The organism is Pantoea alfalfae (genome assembly GCF_019880205.1).
Classification (GTDB): Bacteria; Pseudomonadota; Gammaproteobacteria; order Enterobacterales; family Enterobacteriaceae; genus Pantoea; species Pantoea alfalfae.
On the sequence record NZ_CP082292.1, the window covers coordinates 1755114 to 1772993 of the forward strand.

Genomic DNA, 17880 nt, shown 5'->3' on the forward strand with positions numbered 1-17880 from the left:
GCGCAACGGCTGACAAGCCGATAGCGCTTTTTTTTGGGATACTTTGACCGATGCCAGATTTTCCTGACACCAGCAGACACAGAAAAAACCGGCAATCCGCACGTGTCATCACACGCGCTCAGCGTATCCGGTACAGAGTTAATGCGGTTGACCCGGCGAGTCGGTTTACCTGGCGCCGGGAAAAAAGTACATTGTGCTGAAAGAAAATAATAACCTGGACCCGGTGGCAGAGGATGCATCACCACCGGACTATCCTGCAACGAGGAGAGGAAAATGGCGGTAACACAAACAGCCCAGGCATGCGATCTGGTGATTTTCGGTGCCAAAGGCGATCTTGCACGCCGTAAACTGTTGCCTTCACTGTACCAGTTAGAGAAAGCGGGTCAGATCCACGAGGAAACCCGCATTATTGGTGTCGGCCGTGCCGAGTGGGACAAAGCGGAATACACCAAAGTGGTACGTGAAGCGCTGGAAACCTTCATGAAGGAGAAGATTGACGAAGCGCTGTGGGACAAACTCAGCAATCGTCTCGACTTCTGCAACCTCGATGTTAATGACACCACGCACTTCCCGAAACTGGGCAAGATGCTGGACCAGAAAAACCGCACCACCATTAACTACTTCGCGATGCCGCCGAGCACCTTTGGCGCGATCTGTCAGGGACTGGGCACCGCGAAGCTGAATGCGAAACCGGCGCGTGTCGTGATGGAGAAGCCGCTGGGTACCTCACTGGAAACCTCGCAGGAGATCAACGACAGCGTTGGTGAATACTTCGATGAGAGCCAGGTGTTCCGTATCGACCACTATCTCGGCAAAGAGACCGTGCTTAACCTGCTGGCGCTGCGCTTTGCGAACTCTATCTTCGTGAACAACTGGGATAACCGCACCATCGACCACGTGCAGATCACGGTGGCCGAAGAGGTGGGTATCGAAGGCCGCTGGGGTTACTTCGATAAAGCGGGTCAGATGCGTGACATGATTCAGAACCACCTTTTGCAGATTCTGACCATGATCGCCATGTCGCCGCCGTCCGATCTTAGCGCCGACAGCATCCGTGACGAAAAAGTTAAAGTGCTGCGCTCGCTGCGCCGCATCGACCAGACCAACGTGCGTGAGAAAACCGTACGCGGTCAGTACACTGCGGGCTTTGTACAGGGTAAAAAAGTGCCAGGCTACCTGGAAGAAGAGGGTGCCAATAAAACGAGCGCTACGGAGACTTTCGTCGCAATTCGTGTCGATATCGACAACTGGCGCTGGGCAGGCGTGCCGTTCTACCTGCGTACCGGCAAGCGTTTACCGACCAAGTGTTCCGAAGTCGTGGTCTACTTTAAAAACCCTGAGATGAACCTGTTCAAAGATTCCTACTCAGAGCTGCCGCAGAACAAGCTGACCATTCGTCTGCAACCGGACGAGGGCGTGGATATCGAGATCCTGAACAAAGTGCCGGGCCTCGATCACAAGCACAAGCTGCAGACCACCAAGCTGGATCTGAGCTACTCCGAGACGTTCAACCAGTCGCACCTTGCCGATGCTTACGAGCGTCTGCTGCTGGAGAGCATGCGCGGTATCCAGGCGCTGTTTGTGCGTCGCGATGAAGTTGAAGCCGCATGGACCTATGTCGATTCCATTATTGAAGCCTGGGCGGCGGATGGTGACTCTTCCAAGCCGTATCAGGCCGGCACCTGGGGCCCGGTAGCCTCGGTGGCGATGATCACCCGCGATGGCCGCTCATGGAACGAGTTTGAATAACTGAAGTGATGATGAAGCCCGTAACGCGGTGGTGAGATGGGTGATTATATCAGCCCGGTCTGTTGTAAGACTGTGACTGCGAAAGGAACACGGTCAGATCGGAAAGGCGCTTGCGCCAATCCCTGGCCGCTCGGCCCGCGCCGTCCATGGCGCGGGACGCTTTCCTCCTCTGCCCGTGTTCCCTGCGCCTTAAACTAAGACATTGCGGCCAGGCAAATACGAAACCTGGCTTCATCTGCAGTTACAGCCCGCAATGCGGGCTTTTTTTTCGCTTTTAAACCGGGCCAGCGGATATGAATAAAACTGAACTGCTGTTTCAAAATCGGCGCAGGAGGATAGACGCTCAGGAAGCGGATCATGTATGGTAGTGACGCAAATTACAGGGCAGGAGCCGATGCTCCATGACCGGGCCACAATCCCGGTGTTATCAAGCAAGGGGAACTGATGAAAAACTGGAAAACGAGTGCTGAACAGATTCTGACCACCGGACCTGTCGTGCCGGTCATCGTGGTGAACAAACTGGAACACGCTGTGCCGATGGCGAAAGCGCTGGTGGCAGGCGGTGTCAGAGTGCTGGAAGTGACGCTGCGCACGCCCGTAGCGATGGATGCACTGCGTGCGATGATCAAAGAAGTGCCGGATGCGATCGTCGGGGCAGGAACGGTGATTAATCCGCAGCAGTTACAGGAAGTGACCGATGCCGGTGCGCAGTTTGTTATCAGTCCTGGCGTAACAGAATCGCTGCTGAAAGCGGCGGTTGAAGGGCCGGTTCCGTTGATTCCGGGCATCAGCACCGTTTCAGAGTTAATGACCGGTATGGACTATGGTCTGCGCGAGTTTAAGTTTTTCCCGGCAGAAGCGAATGGCGGCGTGAAAGCGCTGCAGGCGATTGGCGGACCTTTTCCGCAGGTACGTTTCTGTCCGACCGGCGGCATCTCTCCCGCCAACTACCGTGACTACCTGGCGCTGAAAAGCGTGCTGTGCATCGGCGGCTCCTGGCTGGTACCCAACGACGCCCTGGAAGCGGGCGACTGGGATCGCATCACCCGCCTGGCACGCGAAGCTGTCGAAGGCGCGAAGTAAGTAATGGCGGTGAGCGTCTGCTCACCGCACAAATTTACCCCTGAACCGTAACCGCCGCTGCGCTGGCCACTGCACGCGCAATCGCCTGCGTGGTGCTGTCACCGCTGGCCAGCGCAACGCCAAGACGACGCTGCCCGCTGATCTCCGGCTTCCCGAACAGCCGCAGCTGCAGACCGGCCCCCAGTGCTGCTTCGACATTCACAAACTGCACATTCTGGCTGGTCAGTTGCGGCAGGATAACGGCAGATGCCGATGGACCATACTGACGAATCCCGCCAATCGGCAGACCCAAGAACGCCCGTACGTGCAGCGCAAACTCTGACAAATCCTGTGAAATCAGCGTCACCATGCCGGTATCATGAGGACGAGGTGATACTTCACTGAACACCACCTCATCACCGCAGACAAATAGCTCAACGCCAAACAGGCCATAGCCGCCCAGCGCCTTCACCACCTGCGCGGCAACATCCTGCGCTCGCTGCAGCGCCAGTTCACTCATCTGCTGTGGCTGCCAGGATTCACGATAATCGCCATCCTCCTGACGGTGACCAATCGGCGCACAGAAGTGAATCCCGTCGACCGCGCTGATGGTCAGCAGGGTGATCTCAAAATCGAAGTTAACAACGCCTTCGACGATGACGCGACCGGCACCGGCGCGGCCACCCTGTTGCGCATAATCCCAGGCTTTCTCAAGCTGACTGACGTCGCGGATAAAGCTCTGACCTTTGCCGGATGAACTCATCACCGGCTTTACAATGCACGGGAAGCCGATTTCGGTTGTGGCTTCATCAAAACGCGCTTTGCTGTCGGCAAAGCGATAGCTTGAGGTCGGCAACGCCAGCTCTTCAGCCGCAAGGCGACGAATGCCTTCACGATTCATAGTCAGCTTTGCGGCGCGGGCGGTCGGAACCACGCGCTGGCCCTGCTGCTCCAGCTCAACCAGTGTATCTGTAGCGATGGCTTCAATTTCCGGCACCACAAAGTCTGGCTTCTCTTCGGCAATCAGCGCAGCCAGCGCTGCGCCATCCAGCATATTAATCACATGACTGCGATGGGCGACATGCATCGCCGGGGCATCGGCGTAACGATCAACTGCGATGACTTCCACACCCAGACGCTGACACTCCAGCGCCACCTCTTTACCCAGTTCACCTGAACCCAATAGCATTACGCGCGTCGCCGCCGGACGCAGCGCTGTTCCGAGAGTCGTCATACATTCCTCTAAGCAGTCAAAATTCGCGCGCAAGTATAAACGAAAACGTTTGCGTTCTCATCTTTCGTACATACGACACCGCCGTTTGCCGTACTTTTCCCGCTCTGACGTTTCCTGACATCCTTTTGGTCAGGATAGCGGGCTGACATCTCAAAAAGGAGTGGATGATGAACAACTGGTTGCAACAGATTCAGTCGGTACTGACTAAGAAGGGCGGTGAAAGCAAATCGGGCAGCGGCTTAAGTGACATGCTGGCGCCGGGTGCGCTGGGCGGTCTGGCCGCAATGCTTGTCTCCAGTAAGTCTTCACGCAAACTGCTGACAAAATATGGCGGTAAAGCGCTGATTATTGGTGGTGGTGCGACCGCAGGAGCGTTGCTGTGGAACAAATACAAGCAGCGGGTCAGCGAAGCGCACCAGAATGAACCTGACTTTGGCGTGGCCCAGACGCCAGTCGATCAGCGCGCTGAACGTCTGGTCACGGCGCTGGTGTTTGCCGCTAAAAGTGACGGACACATCGACGATCAGGAGCGGGCAGCTATTGAGCAGAATATTCATCAGTCCGGTTACGGCCAGGATGCAGAGCAGCTGATTCAGAAAGCGATGAACCGCCCGCTGGATCCGCAGTGGCTGGCCGCCGATGTGAAAAATGAGGAAGAGGCGCTGGAGCTTTACTTCCTGAGCTGTGCCGCTATTGACGTCGATCACTTTATGGAACGCAGCTATCTCTCCGCGCTGGGCGACGCGCTGAAAATTCCTCAGGATGTGCGTGACGGCATCCAGCAGGATCTGGAGGCTGAAAAAGCCCGTCTGCCCGCCGGTTAATCCTTTCAAACGTCCGCTGGCAGGTCACAGAACGTGATTCGTCAGCGGCAGCTTCTCTCGTCATACCTGGCTTCCCACGGCTGAAGTGTTACGCTTACAGATCATTACGTTCACGGAGACGGATGGATGAAAGCACCCATCGCAAAAAAAATTCCCCATGAGATGACGCTGCATGGTGAGACGCGCGTTGACGACTACTACTGGCTGCGCGACGACAAACGCGAAAACAGCGAGGTTCTTGATTACCTGCGTGCCGAAAACAATTACGGCAAAAAAATCATGTCATCGCAGCAGCCGCTGCAGGACCGGGTTTTAAAAGAGATTATCGATCGACTGCCGCCGGAAGATCACTCTGTGCCCTATGTGAAAAACGGTTATCGCTATCAGAGCCGCTATCAGAGTGGTAACGAATATCCGGCTTATTACCGTCAACCGGCAGCAAGCGAGGAGTCTGGCGAGTGGAGCCTGCTGCTGGATGCTAACCAGCGCGCCTCGCACAGCGATTTTTACACGATGGGCGCGCTGCACATCAGCCCCGATAACCGGGTGATGGCGCTGGCCGAAGATTTCCTGTCGCGACGCCAGTACGGCATCCGGTTCCGCAACCTGGAGAGTGGCAGCTGGTATCCTGAAGTGCTGAGTAACGCCTCATCCAGCTTCGCCTGGGGCAACGACTCGCGCACGATCTACTATGTGCGGAAACATCCGCAGACGCTGCTCTCTTATCAGGTGTGGCGACATGAACTGGGGATGCCGCAGTCGGAGGACAAGCTCGTCTACGAAGAGCAGGATGACACTTACCATCTCAGCGTGCACAAGAGCACCTCTAAGCAGTTCATCATGATTGCGCTCTACAGCACCAACACCAGTGAAATTCAGCTTATCGATGCGAACTTCCCCGATGCGCAGCCACATGTCTTTCTGCCGCGCCGTCGCGACCATGAATACAGCATCGACCATTACGATCATCAGTTCTTCATTCGCTCAAACCGCGAAGGCAAAAACTTCGGTCTCTACCGCAGTCGTTATCTGGATGAGTCACGCTGGGAAACACTCATCCCGGCGCGGGAACAGGTGGTGATGGAGGATTTCCAGCTATTCCGCGACTGGCTGGTGGTTGAGGAGCGCCAGCGCGGTTTAACCAGCCTGCGTCAGATTAACTGGGCCAGCGGCGAAACCAGCGGCATCGCCTTTGACGATCCCACCTATGTGACCTGGCTGGCCTATAATCCGACGCCGCGTACCAGCAAACTGCGCTACGGCTATTCGTCGATGACCACGCCGACCACGCTGTTTGAACTGGACATGGATACCGGCGAACGCCGCATCCTGAAGCAGAGCCAGGTTAAAGGCTTCAACGCGGAAGATTACAAAAGTGAGCACCACTGGATTAAAGTCAGCGATGGCACTGAAGTGCCGGTGTCGCTGGTCTATCACCGCAAACATTATCAGCCCGGTCAGAACCCGATGCTGGTCTATGGCTATGGTGCCTACGGCAGCAGCATGGATGCCGATTTTAGCGTCAGCCGTCTGAGCCTGCTGGATCGCGGCTTTGTCTATGCGCTGATACAGGTGCGCGGCGGCGGTGAGCTGGGGCAGCAATGGTATGACGGCGGTCGCCTGCTGAACAAAATGAACAGCTTTACCGACTTTATTGATGTCACGGATGCGCTGGTGGCGCGCGGCATCGGCCACCCGGAACGGCTCTATGCGATGGGGGGCAGTGCAGGCGGCCTGCTGATGGGTGGCGTGATTAATCTGGCGCCTCAGCGGTTCCACGGCGTCGTGGCGCAGGTGCCGTTTGTGGATGTGGTCACCACCATGCTGGATGAGTCAATTCCGCTGACCACGGGTGAATATGACGAGTGGGGTAACCCCAACGATCCGGAATATTACTACTACATCCGCCAGTACAGCCCCTATGACAACATTGAGGCGAAAACGTATCCCCACCTGCTGGTCACGACCGGCCTGCATGACTCACAGGTGCAGTACTGGGAACCGGCCAAGTGGGTGGCGAAGCTGAGAGCGATGAAAACCGATAACAACCTACTGCTGCTCTGCACCGATATGGATTCCGGTCACGGCGGGAAGTCGGGGCGTTACAAAGCCTACGAGGGCATCGCGATGGAGTACACCTTCCTGCTCGGACTGGCACAGGGTACCCTGCCGCCAGCTCAGGACTACTGAGACTCCGACAGGTACTTATTCAGCGCCTGCCGTAATGGCGGGCGCAGATCGCTAACATTATTCAGCACCCACTTCAGGTAGCTCGGATCCTTTCTCGCAATCACTGCAATCGCCTGGCCGCGGTATTTGCCGAACGGCAGAATATCGTCGCGCTGGGCCGCTGGTTGTGAACGCACAATCATCTCGGAGGCCCCCCAGCCGGAGACCTCCATAATGCGAATCAGCAGCGCCGCTGTGACATAGCAGTCATAGAGTGCGCGGTGGGCATGCAGGTCAGCAGGCGGCGTCACATCCAGCTTCAGCGAATGACGCAGTGCCTGGTTGCCATATTTAATGCCCGGCCAGAGCTGGCGCGCCAGCTGCATGGTGCAGATCCATTCACCGTACATCTCCGGCAGCATCCGGCGATCAAAGCTGGCGTTATGCGCCACGTAGAAAGCACTGCCGTAATAGCGCGGGATCGCCTCTTCAATCGTCGGTTTACCGGCGACCATCGCTTCGGTGATGCGATGCACCGCCATCGCCTGACGGCTGATAGGGCGGTCGGGCAGGGTGAGATCGCTCATCGGATTCACAATCTGACCGTTGACCACATCCACGGACGCGACTTCCACCACGCCGCCCTGCAGACCGCAGGTTTCGGTATCGATAACGCGAAACATCATTGCTTCATCTTCGGTTCATAAGGAAGGCGCGACAGGCTGAGTGACGCCTGGCGGTATTGCATCAGACGCTGACGAAACCAGTCACGCAGCGCTTCGGGCTGCTCCTGCGCCACCATTTCGGCGACGACCGGCATGTTATAGCGCTCTTTGAACGCCACGCCCGCTGCCGCCAAATCGACATTGATCTTGTCTTTCTCTTCCTGGGACAGCACGGCAAGGTTATGGCTCATAATATTCTCCTGACGATAGCCGGCAAAAGTAATGTTTTCGGCGGTCTGAATCAAGGATAAGGATCGCATCGCTGGCCTCGACAGTGCAAATGCAGCAGCGTATCCTTTTGCCACGTTTTTCGCCCTGGCGGCGGTTAAAAGGATGATATTATGCAGAAAAAACCCATTTCCCGCATGGTTATTGCGCTGGCGACAGCAGGACTGATGGCATTCAGCTCGCTGGCCGCCGCGCATGCGCATCTCCAGACTTCTATCCCGTCAGCCAAAGCGCAGGTGACGACATCCCCCGATGCGCTGACGCTGAACTTCAGTGAAGATATTGAAGCGGCCTTCAGCGGCGTTACGTTGCTGGACAGTGAACAGAAGCCGGTCGCGACCGCCAAAGCCCGCGTTGAGTCTGACCAGAAAAATCGCCTGATTGTCGGTCTTCCTCAGCCGCTGAAAGCGGGGAGTTATCAGGTTAACTGGCATGTGCTGTCAGTGGATGGACATAAAACTGCAGGAAGCTATCGCTTCAGCGTGAAGTAACCCGGTGAACACCTTCTGGATCCTGCTGCGCGGACTGCATTTCGCTGCCGTGATGCTGCTGACCGGCAGCGCCTGTTACAGCGCGCTGCTGGCACCCAGACGCTATCGACTCCTGCTGGCGTTACGGTTAAACCCGCTGGTGAAGGGGAGCGCCTGGCTGGCGCTGCTGAGTGCGCTATTGATGCTGGCCTGTCAGAATGTGCTGATGAGCGGCGACAGTACCAATCTGGCCGATACCGACATCTGGCTGGCGGTGCTCGGCACACATTTTGGTGCGGTGTGGCAGTGGGAAATCATTTTCGGCGTCATGGGCATTTTCGCGCTATTACTGACCGGAAAGCTGCGCCAGCAGGTGTTACTGCTGGCAGGCGTGCTGCAACTGTCCTGCATGGCCCTGATTGGTCACGCCGCAATGCGCGATGGAGTGCCCGGTCTGCTTCAGCAGATCAGCCAGGCAATGCATCTGATTGCGGCGGCGTTTTGGGTGGGGGGATTATTGCCCTTGCTGCTGTTGATGCGCGAGGCGCGCCAGATTGATCGCCGCACCGACGCGATTCGTACCATGATGCGGTTTTCGCGCTACGGTCATCTGGCGGTGGCGTTAACGCTGCTGAGCGGCGTGATAAACAGCGTGATGATCTCAGGCTGGCCACTGATGTGGCACGATTCACGCTACATTATATTGTTGCTGTGCAAAATGCTGCTGGTTGCCCTGATGGTGCTGGTGGCGCTGATTAACCGGTACTGGCTGGTGCCGCGTTTCCGCCTGGCGGGCAGCGGCACGCAGCAAAAATTTATTCGCATGACGCAGCTTGAACTGCTGCTGGCGTGTGGAGTGGTTGGGCTGGTGAGCGTATTTGCCTCGCTGTCGCCAGCCTGAATGTGGTTTAAGAGAGAAAAGGGTAGTTATGTTGCTGAAGAAAGTGATCCCCGCAATCCTGTTGTTATCCGTATGCGGCCAGGCGCTGGCGACACAAATCATTACCGTCAGCCGCTTTGAGATCGGTAAAGAGAAGTGGCCGTTTAACCGTGAAGAGGTGATGCTGACCTGCGAGAAAGATGGAGCAATGTTTGCCATCAACCCGAGCACACTGATGCAATATCCGCTGAACGACATCGCCGACCAGCTGTTCAAAAACAAGCAGGTGAAAGCGCAGCCGATCAGCGTGATTCAGGCCGAAGACAAAGCGCATCCGGGCCAGATGATGAGCCTGCAGCCGATTATTGAGCGCACCCAGGCGCTGTGCGGTAAATAAACCTCTCGGGTGCAGCCTCGCGCTGCGCCCAATCTCCGATTTTTTGCCGTTGCGATCACAAACTGATCCACTTTATGGCCCTGATCCCCGCGTTTGCTGGCATTTCCACCGCGCTGTTCTAACCTTAAATTGCAAGGCGACATCGCCTTCATAAATGCCAACTTTTAGCGCACGGCTCCCTGAGAGCCATTTCCCTGGACCGAATATAGGAATCGTATTCGGTCTTTTTTTGGCTGGAATTTAAAAAATTTAATATCTAAATCAACCAGTTAAAACCCATTCTGTTACCTGAATTTCTATTCTGCTGGAATTTTACCCGCCACTTTGTCGCCATTTTTCTTCGCCAGGAACGCCAGCGAATTGCATCCTCAGGATGAGCGGGCGCGAAGTGGATGTAATACATAATTATCCGCATCAACGTTATGCTCACGCTTGAACACGGCCGCTTGCACTCACTGCCATATGTGCTCAAGATCGGTCAGCGTGCAGCCTTGGGTGACTTCCAGCTGCGCAATTTTCGCAGCGTTTTGTATTCCACTTCAGCCAGGTCGAACAGGATTTTTAACGCCGTCTTGATGGTGGCCGTTTGTTTGCCGGTTTCGGCCAGTAAGCCAGTTCCCGGCTCGTACTCGATCACCGCGCCGTCATGAAATGACCAGTGCAAAGCATAGGCCGGGGTGTTGTCAGATAAAATATCTGACAGCATAAAGCCGGTATCAATTTCATCGCCCAGACACAGAACAAGAACTTGTTCGCCCACTGACGGCGCATTCCATGAGCGGGTTTTATCCGCATCGGTGCTCAGCCAGTTGATTGTGTTTTCAGGTAACAACACGGCATAAAGGGCTATCAAGATTGAGGGCCGACACGGTTCCGATGCTGGTCACGTTGCGTAGCAGGCGCAAATCTTTAAGATTTGTAAGTTGATGGGGCTAGAGTGTCCCATCAACCAGAGAAAAAAGGGATTTAGCGTTTGTTCATGTATAGCTAAACATCAGAGGAAGTCAGAAAAGAAATAGTACCAAACCTCATCTTAGGTTCAGTAAGTTTCTGGTGACACTCTCGCTTAACTAGCAGCCCAACAGCAGAGAATAGCCTTTAAGGAACACAATCCTACCTAAAATTGACCTCAATCAACCTCTTCCAACATCCTCCCCAAACCCCTCACCATGTTTACCCAACGTATAAAAACTCAGTCGTAACCTGCCCCGGTGATATTCAATCAGGATCTGTTATGTTCTTAAAAAAAGTTATCCCATGTGTAATTGTAGCGTTAGCGAGTGCCGCAACGTCAGGTTGTGTGATGGCTGATGGTGGTCATCATCGTGGCCCATCTTCTGACTGGCATCGTCATCATGAAAACCATCATAATGACGCCAGCTGGAGTCAGCACGCCGGACCTGCTTCGCCAGTAAACAATGCTTCTCAGCATATGGGACCACCACCAGCGCCGGATAGTGCCGCTCAGCATATGGGGCCGCCACCCGCTGACAGTGGCATCCACCGCTGGCACTCTTAAGACGCGTTTGAGCAAATAGTACGAAATCATCTGAAGCGACAAGGGGCTTTATTGCCCCTTTTAACGGGCAATCTTTACCTGACTAAAATCGTACCGTAAGCGCGCTTTATTTGTCCCCGACAGAAAACTCAAGCCTGACGAAGCGTTGCCGCTAAACACAATCCCGCGGCTTCACCTAAAAAACCGACCCCACTCGCAAAAGCCACAACAACTCCCGCAGCAAGCACCCAAAGCTTACCTGTCATCTTGTCATCACCGCGGTTTGGCTTATTCTTAACCTCCAATCAAATGGAGGAACGTTTATGAAAGCGGCAATTGCTAATAGTGAACACCAGGTTGAAGTGGTTGAGAAGACGCTACGTCCTCTCAAAACCGGCGAAGCGCGGCTCAGGATGGAATGCTGTGGTGTATGCCATACCGATTTACATGTGAAGAACGGTGATTTTGGTGATAAGACCGGTGTAACGCTGGGTCATGAAGGGATCGGTATCGTTGAGGAAGTCGCGCCGGATGTCACCTCGCTCAAGCCGGGCGATCGCGCCAGCGTCGCCTGGTTCTTCAAGGGCTGCGGACACTGTGAATACTGTAACTCCGGTAATGAAACGCTCTGCAGGGACGTCATCAATGCCGGTTTTACCGCCGATGGCGGCATGGCTGAAGAGTGTATCGTCGTTGCTGACTACTCGGTCAAAGTTCCCGACGGACTTGATCCCTTTGCCGCCAGTAGCGTTACCTGTGCCGGTGTCACTACCTACAAAGCGGTAAAAGTATCAGAGGTCAAACCGGGACAGTGGCTGGCGATTTATGGCCTTGGTGGGCTGGGTAATCTCGCTCTGCAGTATGCGAAAAACGTCTTCAACGCCAAAGTGATTGCGATTGATGTCAGTGATGGACAGCTGGCGCTGGCGAAAGAGATGGGAGCCGATCTGGTCGTTAACTCTGCCAGCGAAGATGCGGCACGCTTTATTCAGGAGAAGACCGGTGGGGCACATGCTGCTGTGGTCACAGCCGTCGCCAAAGCGGCCTTTAATTCAGCGGTGGACGCGGTCAGAGCCGGAGGTCGGGTCGTAGCAGTCGGACTGCCGCCGGAAGCAATGAGCCTGAATATCCCGCGACTGGTGCTTGATGGCATCCAGGTGGTGGGATCGCTGGTCGGAACGCGCAACGATCTGGCGGAAGCTTTCCAGTTTGCGGCAGAAGGCAAGGTGGTGCCGAAAGTGACCAAAAGGAAGATTGGTGAGGTCAATGCCATCTTCGATGAGATGATTCACGGCAAAATCCGCGGCAGGATGGTTATCGACTTTACCGGTCAGCCTGCCAGTTAGAACCCAACTGAGCGTTACTAAGGCCCGCGCATTGCGGGCTTTTTTATGTCAGCAGCGCCTGGTCCTGCCACGTGAAGGCCTTAACGCGTATTCCCCACAAACATTAATAAGCACGGCTTTATGTTTCATTGTGTGATTTTCGCTTGCACTTTACCGGTAACATTATAGTTTATGAGGGGAAGGCATGATTACACACAACCGAAGGAGGGTTATTTATGGCGAAGCATCACTTACTTAAATCCATTGAAATTGCTGCAATTGTACTGTTTGTCCTGATACTGGCGTATCTGGCTGTGACCGGTCTGATGTCATCGACGGGCATGGATCACGCCTGGCCTTATCCCACTAAGTAACTGAGTGCGGCACCAGGGAAATTATAAATAATATAAATAGATAACCTTTCCCTCTCGAAAGGGATAAACCCCGCTATCGCGAGGTTAATCAGAGGTTACACCAGACTTACCGACAGCAGCGTCAGTTCTTCAGTTTCCAGCGACAGGCTTTTTTTGGTTTCGAACATAAAGGTCTCAAGCGCCTCCTCAACATCATCACCTTCAATAAAGGCATGCGTCGTAACATGATTTTCACCTTTTGGCTTAATGACGTAGGAAACAAACCACTTCTTCTTTTCCATGATGCTTTTCCTCTTCTGAAAATAGTAATGCCGCGTGGCGATAATGCCTTAACAGGCCGTTCTTTCGCCGGACTCTCAGCGGAACCTGACCTTAAACGCACCGTGGCCGATAAAGGCTAATCAAGCGGGGCAGGATGCAGCAGGTCAATTACGTCATCGATTTCATTGCTGGCCGCGTGGCGATCAAGGGCAACCGCATAATAGCGTCCCTTGCAGTAGTGCTTTGTTACCGCCACTCGATGGCCGGTATCGCTGTCAGCTTCACCGCCGCTCAGGGTCTGCAGATGGGGCGGGATAACCAGCTCACTTTCGAGTTGTTCTGCTTCAATGATCACCGCGCCACCGTCACTGGATAGCAGCAGATGCTGAATGCTCATGTTCTCTCCTTTGCTTCAGATTGCTAACCGGGAAAGTGTAGTTCACCTCAGCAGGCGTGCTGGCGAGGGCGCTTAATCATTGCCTGTACAGGGCTGATCAACGGTGTCAGAGGCAATAAAAAAGCCCCAGACAGGGGCTTTTAAGAAATGAGTGGACTGAAACTTAGCTGGTCTGATTGGCCAGCTTAGGCTTCAGTACGCGCTTACCCATCTGAATGCCGGGCTTCTCAACATACTTATAGAGTAAAGAGGCCAGCGCATAGGTCACCGGGATGGCAGATATGCAGACAATCAGGAAACGCATCATGTCGCTCTTAAACTCAAAGTCAGTATGAGTGAGCAGCAGGGCGATCAGCGGGATCACGATCAGCAGGTGCAGCAGGTAGACCGAGAACGAGACGTCGCCCAGCCACGTGCTGAGTCGGTTGTTCAGAAGTTTCCGCGGCAGGGCAATCAGCTGAGCCATCATGCTGCCCTGCGGGTATTGCCACAGAATCGCCGTCATACCGACGATCATCAGCGCCTCCATTATCACCTGCAGCTTAATCGCGTCCATGCCAATCGCCACGGTGACGACCGGGCCGAGCAGCGCATAGCCGACATAGAGCAGCGATTTACGGCGAATTGCTTCGGCCAGCAGCATTCCTGCCAGGAACATGTTCAGCTTAATCAGGATCATCGAAGGCATCTCAAACGCCTCATAATAATCGGCCAGCACGTACCGACCGGCGCAGCAGAGCGCCATGATGCCAATCAGGGAGGCGGCATAACCAAAGCGCAGCGTGACCAGCATGATGAACGGGAACAGCAGATAGAACTGCATCTCCAGCCCAATACTCCAGTCAGGTAGCACGGTGTTAAACCCATACTCGGGCAACATGCCGAACAGGAAGCTGAAGTGAGTCAGGATATTTGCCAGCGACTGGTCGTTGTAACGCGACGACTCCGTGGCGGTGCCGGAATAAAAATGCGCAATGGTGTCACGCATTTCACCAAACCACGGGCCATAAATCAGGGCAATGATTAACAGCAGATAGTAGAGCGGGGCGATACGGAAGAAGCGGCGGATCCAAAACTTCTTAATCGTCTCCGCGCTCTGCCATGGCTCTTTCTGCTGGCGCTCGACGTAGTTTTTCGCCATCAGATAACCCGATAACAGAATAAAAAGGTCGACCCCGATGCCCGGTGATGAAATTAGTGTGATATGGCAATGAACCAGTAAGCTGATATGGCCAACCAGTACCCAGAGAGAGGCAATGCCGCGTAACCCTTCCAGCTCCGTTGACCAACCTCGTGTTGCAGACATAACTTTTCCTCGTTTTTACCCGGCTTTTGGCGCTCACTAAGCCTTAAGGCAAAAGATATGTAAACGGGCCTTTACAAAAGTAAGAGGATTCCGAGCATAGAGATTAGGAAGAAATCAACTGCACAAGGGCTGGAAGGCACGCAAAGGTAAGAGTGTACAAGCGCACACCCTTAACCAGAATTACTGATTGAGATAAGCGATCAGGCCAGCTTTAACAGGATCATGCCAGCCAGCAGAAGAGTCAGACCGGCCCAGCCTTTGCGGTTTAGTCGCTGGCCAAACAACACCCATCCAGCCGCGACAGTGGCAATAATCCCAAAACCGCCCCAGACTGCATAGGCGATCGACAGATCGATGCCTTTGACCGCCTGAGCGAGTGCGCTGAAAGCGAGCAGCACACAGCAGAGTGATAGCAGACCGTACAGCGGTTTCTTAAACCCATCAGAATATTTAAGGAATATGTTGGCGGCAATCTCCAGCACGATAGCAAGTGCCAGCCAGACGGCATGAATAAAATCAGCGATGACCATGATTAACCTCCGCTGATGATTGGGTGCCAGTCTTGATCAGCACAATCCCGACGATCAGCGTTACCAGACCGCAGATTTTCAGCGCTGACAGCGCTTCGCCAAATAGTTGTACGCTGAATAACGTAATCAGCATGATGCCAATCCCTTCCCATAGGGCATAAGCCACACCCAGGGCGATACGTTTGATGGCGAAACTCAGCAGAATATAGGAACAAGCGATCATGCCCAGCATCATGAGATAGCCTGAATGGCTGCCATTGAGGCTGGACCATTTCATGAAAAGGGTACCAATAATTTCAGTAACAATAGCGAGTGATAGTAAAACCCAGGCGCGCATGGGTGCTCTCCAGCAACGATAAAAGACGACCTGCCACAGTACACAGGGCAGACTCAGAACAGTGTCGAAGTGGTGAGGGGACTACAGGGCGTTACGCCAGTGCTGATCGGCGACGTTCCAGCCAGAAAGGAAGGTGGGGGTAAGATGTGACATGAACATTCTGCTCATAAAATTTACAACGCATCCACATTGTTGCTTCTCGTCAGTGGACGGATAATGCCTCCGGTGAAATACACGCCGGATTTATACCATTCTGCACATCATGAAATCAACAGCAGATGCTGCTATTTTTGATTCCTGTTGAGGTTTGATGGTTCAAAAATCAGTTTTTTTTAAAACGTATGTAGGGAAGCGCGAGTTCGTAAAACAGTGCAAAAAAAACCGGGCAACAGAATGCCCGGTTTTTGTTACGTGACACCGTCACGAATCACTCAGCGCGCTGCGGCACGGTGCGAACCGGCGCATCACCCGCGACATAGTAAGTGGCGGTGCTGCGTGGCAGCGGATTGCGGCCACGAATCTTATCGGCAATCTTCTCGCCAATCATGATAGTGGTGGCATTCAGGTTACCGGTGATAATCAGCGGCATAATCGACGCATCAACGACACGTAAACCTTCCAGCCCATGTACACGACCTTCGCCATCCACGACGGCCATCGGGTCGTTACCCATCTTACAGGTGCCGCACGGATGATAGGCGGTTTCGCCGTGGTTGCGCACGAACTCGTCCAGCTGCTCATCCGTCTGGCAATCCAGACCCGGACTGATTTCACGGCCACGATATTTATCCAGCGCTGGCTGATTGATTATCTGACGCGTAATGCGGATAGCATCGCGGAACTCATGCCAGTCCTGCTCATGTGACATGTAGTTGAACAGAATAGCCGGATGACGACGCGGATCGCGTGACTTCAGGCGCACATGACCACGGCTTGGCGAACGCATAGAGCCGACGTGACACTGGAAGCCGTGGGCATCAACAGCGTTAGAACCGTTGTAGTTAATTGCTACCGGCAGGAAGTGATACTGAATGTTCGGCCAGCTGAACTCTTCGCGGCTGCGGATAAAGCCGCCTGCTTCAAACTGGTTGCTGGCACCGATACCGGTGCCGTTAAACATCCACTCTGCACCGATTTTCGGCTGGTTCCACCACTTCAGGGCCGGATAGATAGAAACCGGCTCTTTACACTCATACTGCAGATACATCTCCAGATGGTCCTGCAGGTTTTCACCCACGCCCGGCAAGTCGTGCACCAGCGGAATGTCGAATTGCTTCAGCAGCTCAGGCGAACCCACGCCAGAACGCTGCAGGATCTGTGGCGAGGCGATAGCACCCGCGCACAGCAGCACTTCACGACGAGCCGTCACTTTATTGATGGTGTTGCTGTCGCCCTGCAGATACTCCACGCCAACCGCGCGCTTGCCGTCGAAGATGATGCGATCGGTGGTGGCATGCGTAATGATCTTCAGGTTGGGGCGACCTTTGGCCATATCGAGATAGCCACGGGCAGTGCTGGAACGACGACCCTTTGGCGTCACGGTACGATCCATCGGACCAAAACCTTCCTGCTGGTAGCCATTCAGATCGTCGGTGCGTGGATAACCCGCCTGTACACCCGCCTCAATCATCGCTTCAAACAGCACGTTGTTGCCCGCTTTCGGCGTTGCCACGCAAACCGGGCCATCGCCGCCGTGGAAATCGTTCGGGCCGATATCACGGGTTTCCGCTTTACGGTAGTAGGGCAGGCAGTCCAGATAACTCCAGTTCTCCAGTCCCGGCTCGCTGGCCCAGTTGTCCAGATCCATCGCGTTGCCGCGGATGTAACACATGCCGTTAATCAGGGATGAACCACCCAGGCCTTTGCCGCGACCACACTCCATGCGGCGGTTGTTCATGTAAGGCTCTGGCTCAGTCTCATAGGCCCAGTTATAGCGTTTTCCCTGCAGCGGGAAGGCAAGGGCCGCAGGCATCTGTGTACGAAAATCAAAACGGTAATCCGGGCCGCCCGCTTCGAGCAACAGGACGCTCACGTTGCTTTCCTCGGTAAGACGGGTCGCCAGAACATTACCTGCGGATCCGGCTCCAATAATAATGTAATCAAATTCCATTCGT

General features: G+C 54.4%; 20 protein-coding genes. 10 read left to right on the forward strand and 10 right to left on the reverse strand.

Annotation, left to right across the window (positions count from 1 at the left end):
- The first annotated feature begins 273 nt into the window (after nt 1–273).
- Both zwf and K6R05_RS08155 read left to right on the forward strand, forming a co-directional pair.
- The gene (gene zwf / locus K6R05_RS08150; RefSeq protein WP_033732917.1) at nt 274–1749 is read left to right on the forward strand and encodes a glucose-6-phosphate dehydrogenase; all 1476 of its coding nucleotides are present in this window, start codon (nt 274–276) and stop codon (nt 1747–1749) included.
- Nucleotides 1750–2193: 444 nt separating this feature from the next.
- A complete protein-coding gene (locus K6R05_RS08155; RefSeq protein WP_010258674.1) occupies nt 2194–2832 on the forward strand; it encodes a bifunctional 4-hydroxy-2-oxoglutarate aldolase/2-dehydro-3-deoxy-phosphogluconate aldolase in 639 nt (212 codons plus the stop codon).
- 34 nt (nt 2833–2866) lie between these two features.
- Here K6R05_RS08155 and purT read toward each other — a convergent pair whose 3' ends face one another.
- Entirely contained in the window at nt 2867–4045 is a 1179-nt protein-coding gene (gene purT / locus K6R05_RS08160; protein WP_161733114.1) for a formate-dependent phosphoribosylglycinamide formyltransferase, read from the reverse strand.
- Nucleotides 4046–4212: 167 nt separating this feature from the next.
- Here purT and K6R05_RS08165 point away from each other — a divergent pair, with 167 nt between their 5' ends.
- Nucleotides 4213–4869 (forward strand): tellurite resistance TerB family protein, encoded by a 657-nt coding sequence (locus K6R05_RS08165; RefSeq protein WP_161733188.1) that lies wholly within the window; start codon nt 4213–4215, stop codon nt 4867–4869.
- Between the two features lie 126 nt (nt 4870–4995).
- Nucleotides 4996–7059, forward strand: coding sequence for a prolyl oligopeptidase family serine peptidase (locus K6R05_RS08170; protein WP_161733112.1), 2064 nt, complete (start codon nt 4996–4998; stop codon nt 7057–7059).
- Here the strand turns inward: K6R05_RS08170 and exoX are convergent.
- Both exoX and K6R05_RS08180 read right to left on the reverse strand, forming a co-directional pair.
- On the reverse strand, nt 7053–7721 hold the full coding sequence (gene exoX / locus K6R05_RS08175; protein WP_161733186.1) for an exodeoxyribonuclease X: 669 nt from the start codon (nt 7719–7721) through the stop codon (nt 7053–7055). The genes K6R05_RS08170 and exoX overlap by 7 nt on opposite strands.
- A complete protein-coding gene (locus K6R05_RS08180; protein WP_033733020.1) occupies nt 7721–7954 on the reverse strand; it encodes a DNA polymerase III subunit theta in 234 nt (77 codons plus the stop codon). The genes exoX and K6R05_RS08180 overlap by 1 nt, the downstream gene beginning before the upstream one ends.
- A 150-nt stretch (nt 7955–8104) precedes the next feature.
- Between K6R05_RS08180 and copC the strand changes: the two genes are divergently transcribed.
- From copC to K6R05_RS08195, 3 genes are read left to right on the forward strand one after another with little or no spacing between them, the layout of a single operon-like run.
- Nucleotides 8105–8482: a copper homeostasis periplasmic binding protein CopC gene (gene copC / locus K6R05_RS08185; protein ID WP_161733109.1), complete on the forward strand. Its 378-nt coding sequence runs from the start codon at nt 8105–8107 to the stop codon at nt 8480–8482.
- Nucleotides 8483–8486: 4 nt separating this feature from the next.
- Nucleotides 8487–9362 (forward strand): copper homeostasis membrane protein CopD, encoded by an 876-nt coding sequence (gene copD / locus K6R05_RS08190; protein WP_222925377.1) that lies wholly within the window; start codon nt 8487–8489, stop codon nt 9360–9362.
- A gap of 28 nt (nt 9363–9390) precedes the next feature.
- Entirely contained in the window at nt 9391–9738 is a 348-nt protein-coding gene (locus tag K6R05_RS08195; protein ID WP_161733105.1) for a YebY family protein, read from the forward strand.
- 478 nt (nt 9739–10216) lie between these two features.
- Here the strand turns inward: K6R05_RS08195 and K6R05_RS08200 are convergent, their stop codons facing one another.
- Nucleotides 10217–10591, reverse strand: a complete 375-nt coding sequence (locus K6R05_RS08200; protein WP_253418868.1) for a phage baseplate assembly protein V — start codon at nt 10589–10591, stop codon at nt 10217–10219.
- 381 nt (nt 10592–10972) lie between these two features.
- Here K6R05_RS08200 and K6R05_RS08205 point away from each other — a divergent pair, with 381 nt between their 5' ends.
- The 3 genes from K6R05_RS08205 (at nt 10973) to K6R05_RS08215 (ending at nt 12935) form a co-directional block, all read left to right on the forward strand.
- The gene (locus K6R05_RS08205) at nt 10973–11257 is read left to right on the forward strand and encodes a hypothetical protein (protein WP_202604893.1); all 285 of its coding nucleotides are present in this window, start codon (nt 10973–10975) and stop codon (nt 11255–11257) included.
- A gap of 302 nt (nt 11258–11559) precedes the next feature.
- Nucleotides 11560–12582, forward strand: coding sequence for an alcohol dehydrogenase AdhP (gene adhP / locus K6R05_RS08210; RefSeq protein WP_161733103.1), 1023 nt, complete (start codon nt 11560–11562; stop codon nt 12580–12582).
- 215 nt (nt 12583–12797) lie between these two features.
- The gene (locus tag K6R05_RS08215; RefSeq protein ID WP_167493426.1) at nt 12798–12935 is read left to right on the forward strand and encodes a hypothetical protein; all 138 of its coding nucleotides are present in this window, start codon (nt 12798–12800) and stop codon (nt 12933–12935) included.
- Between the two features lie 95 nt (nt 12936–13030).
- Here the strand turns inward: K6R05_RS08215 and K6R05_RS08220 are convergent, their stop codons facing one another.
- The 6 genes from K6R05_RS08220 to betA form a co-directional block, all read right to left on the reverse strand.
- Nucleotides 13031–13216, reverse strand: a complete 186-nt coding sequence (locus K6R05_RS08220; RefSeq protein ID WP_150015032.1) for a hypothetical protein — start codon at nt 13214–13216, stop codon at nt 13031–13033.
- Between the two features lie 116 nt (nt 13217–13332).
- On the reverse strand, nt 13333–13593 hold the full coding sequence (locus tag K6R05_RS08225; RefSeq protein WP_013358126.1) for a hypothetical protein: 261 nt from the start codon (nt 13591–13593) through the stop codon (nt 13333–13335).
- Nucleotides 13594–13756: 163 nt separating this feature from the next.
- On the reverse strand, nt 13757–14899 hold the full coding sequence (locus tag K6R05_RS08230; RefSeq protein ID WP_222925378.1) for an acyltransferase family protein: 1143 nt from the start codon (nt 14897–14899) through the stop codon (nt 13757–13759).
- Nucleotides 14900–15099: 200 nt separating this feature from the next.
- Nucleotides 15100–15429 carry a multidrug/spermidine efflux SMR transporter subunit MdtI gene (mdtI, locus tag K6R05_RS08235; RefSeq protein ID WP_161733099.1) on the reverse strand — a complete coding sequence of 110 codons (330 nt, stop codon included), beginning with the start codon at nt 15427–15429 and terminating at the stop codon, nt 15100–15102.
- Complete coding sequence (mdtJ, locus tag K6R05_RS08240) at nt 15416–15766, reverse strand: multidrug/spermidine efflux SMR transporter subunit MdtJ (protein ID WP_150015024.1); 351 nt, start codon at nt 15764–15766, stop codon at nt 15416–15418. The genes mdtI and mdtJ overlap by 14 nt, the downstream gene beginning before the upstream one ends.
- 427 nt (nt 15767–16193) lie before the next feature.
- Entirely contained in the window at nt 16194–17876 is a 1683-nt protein-coding gene (gene betA / locus K6R05_RS08245; RefSeq protein ID WP_161733097.1) for a choline dehydrogenase, read from the reverse strand.
- Nucleotides 17877–17880: the final 4 nt, after the last annotated feature.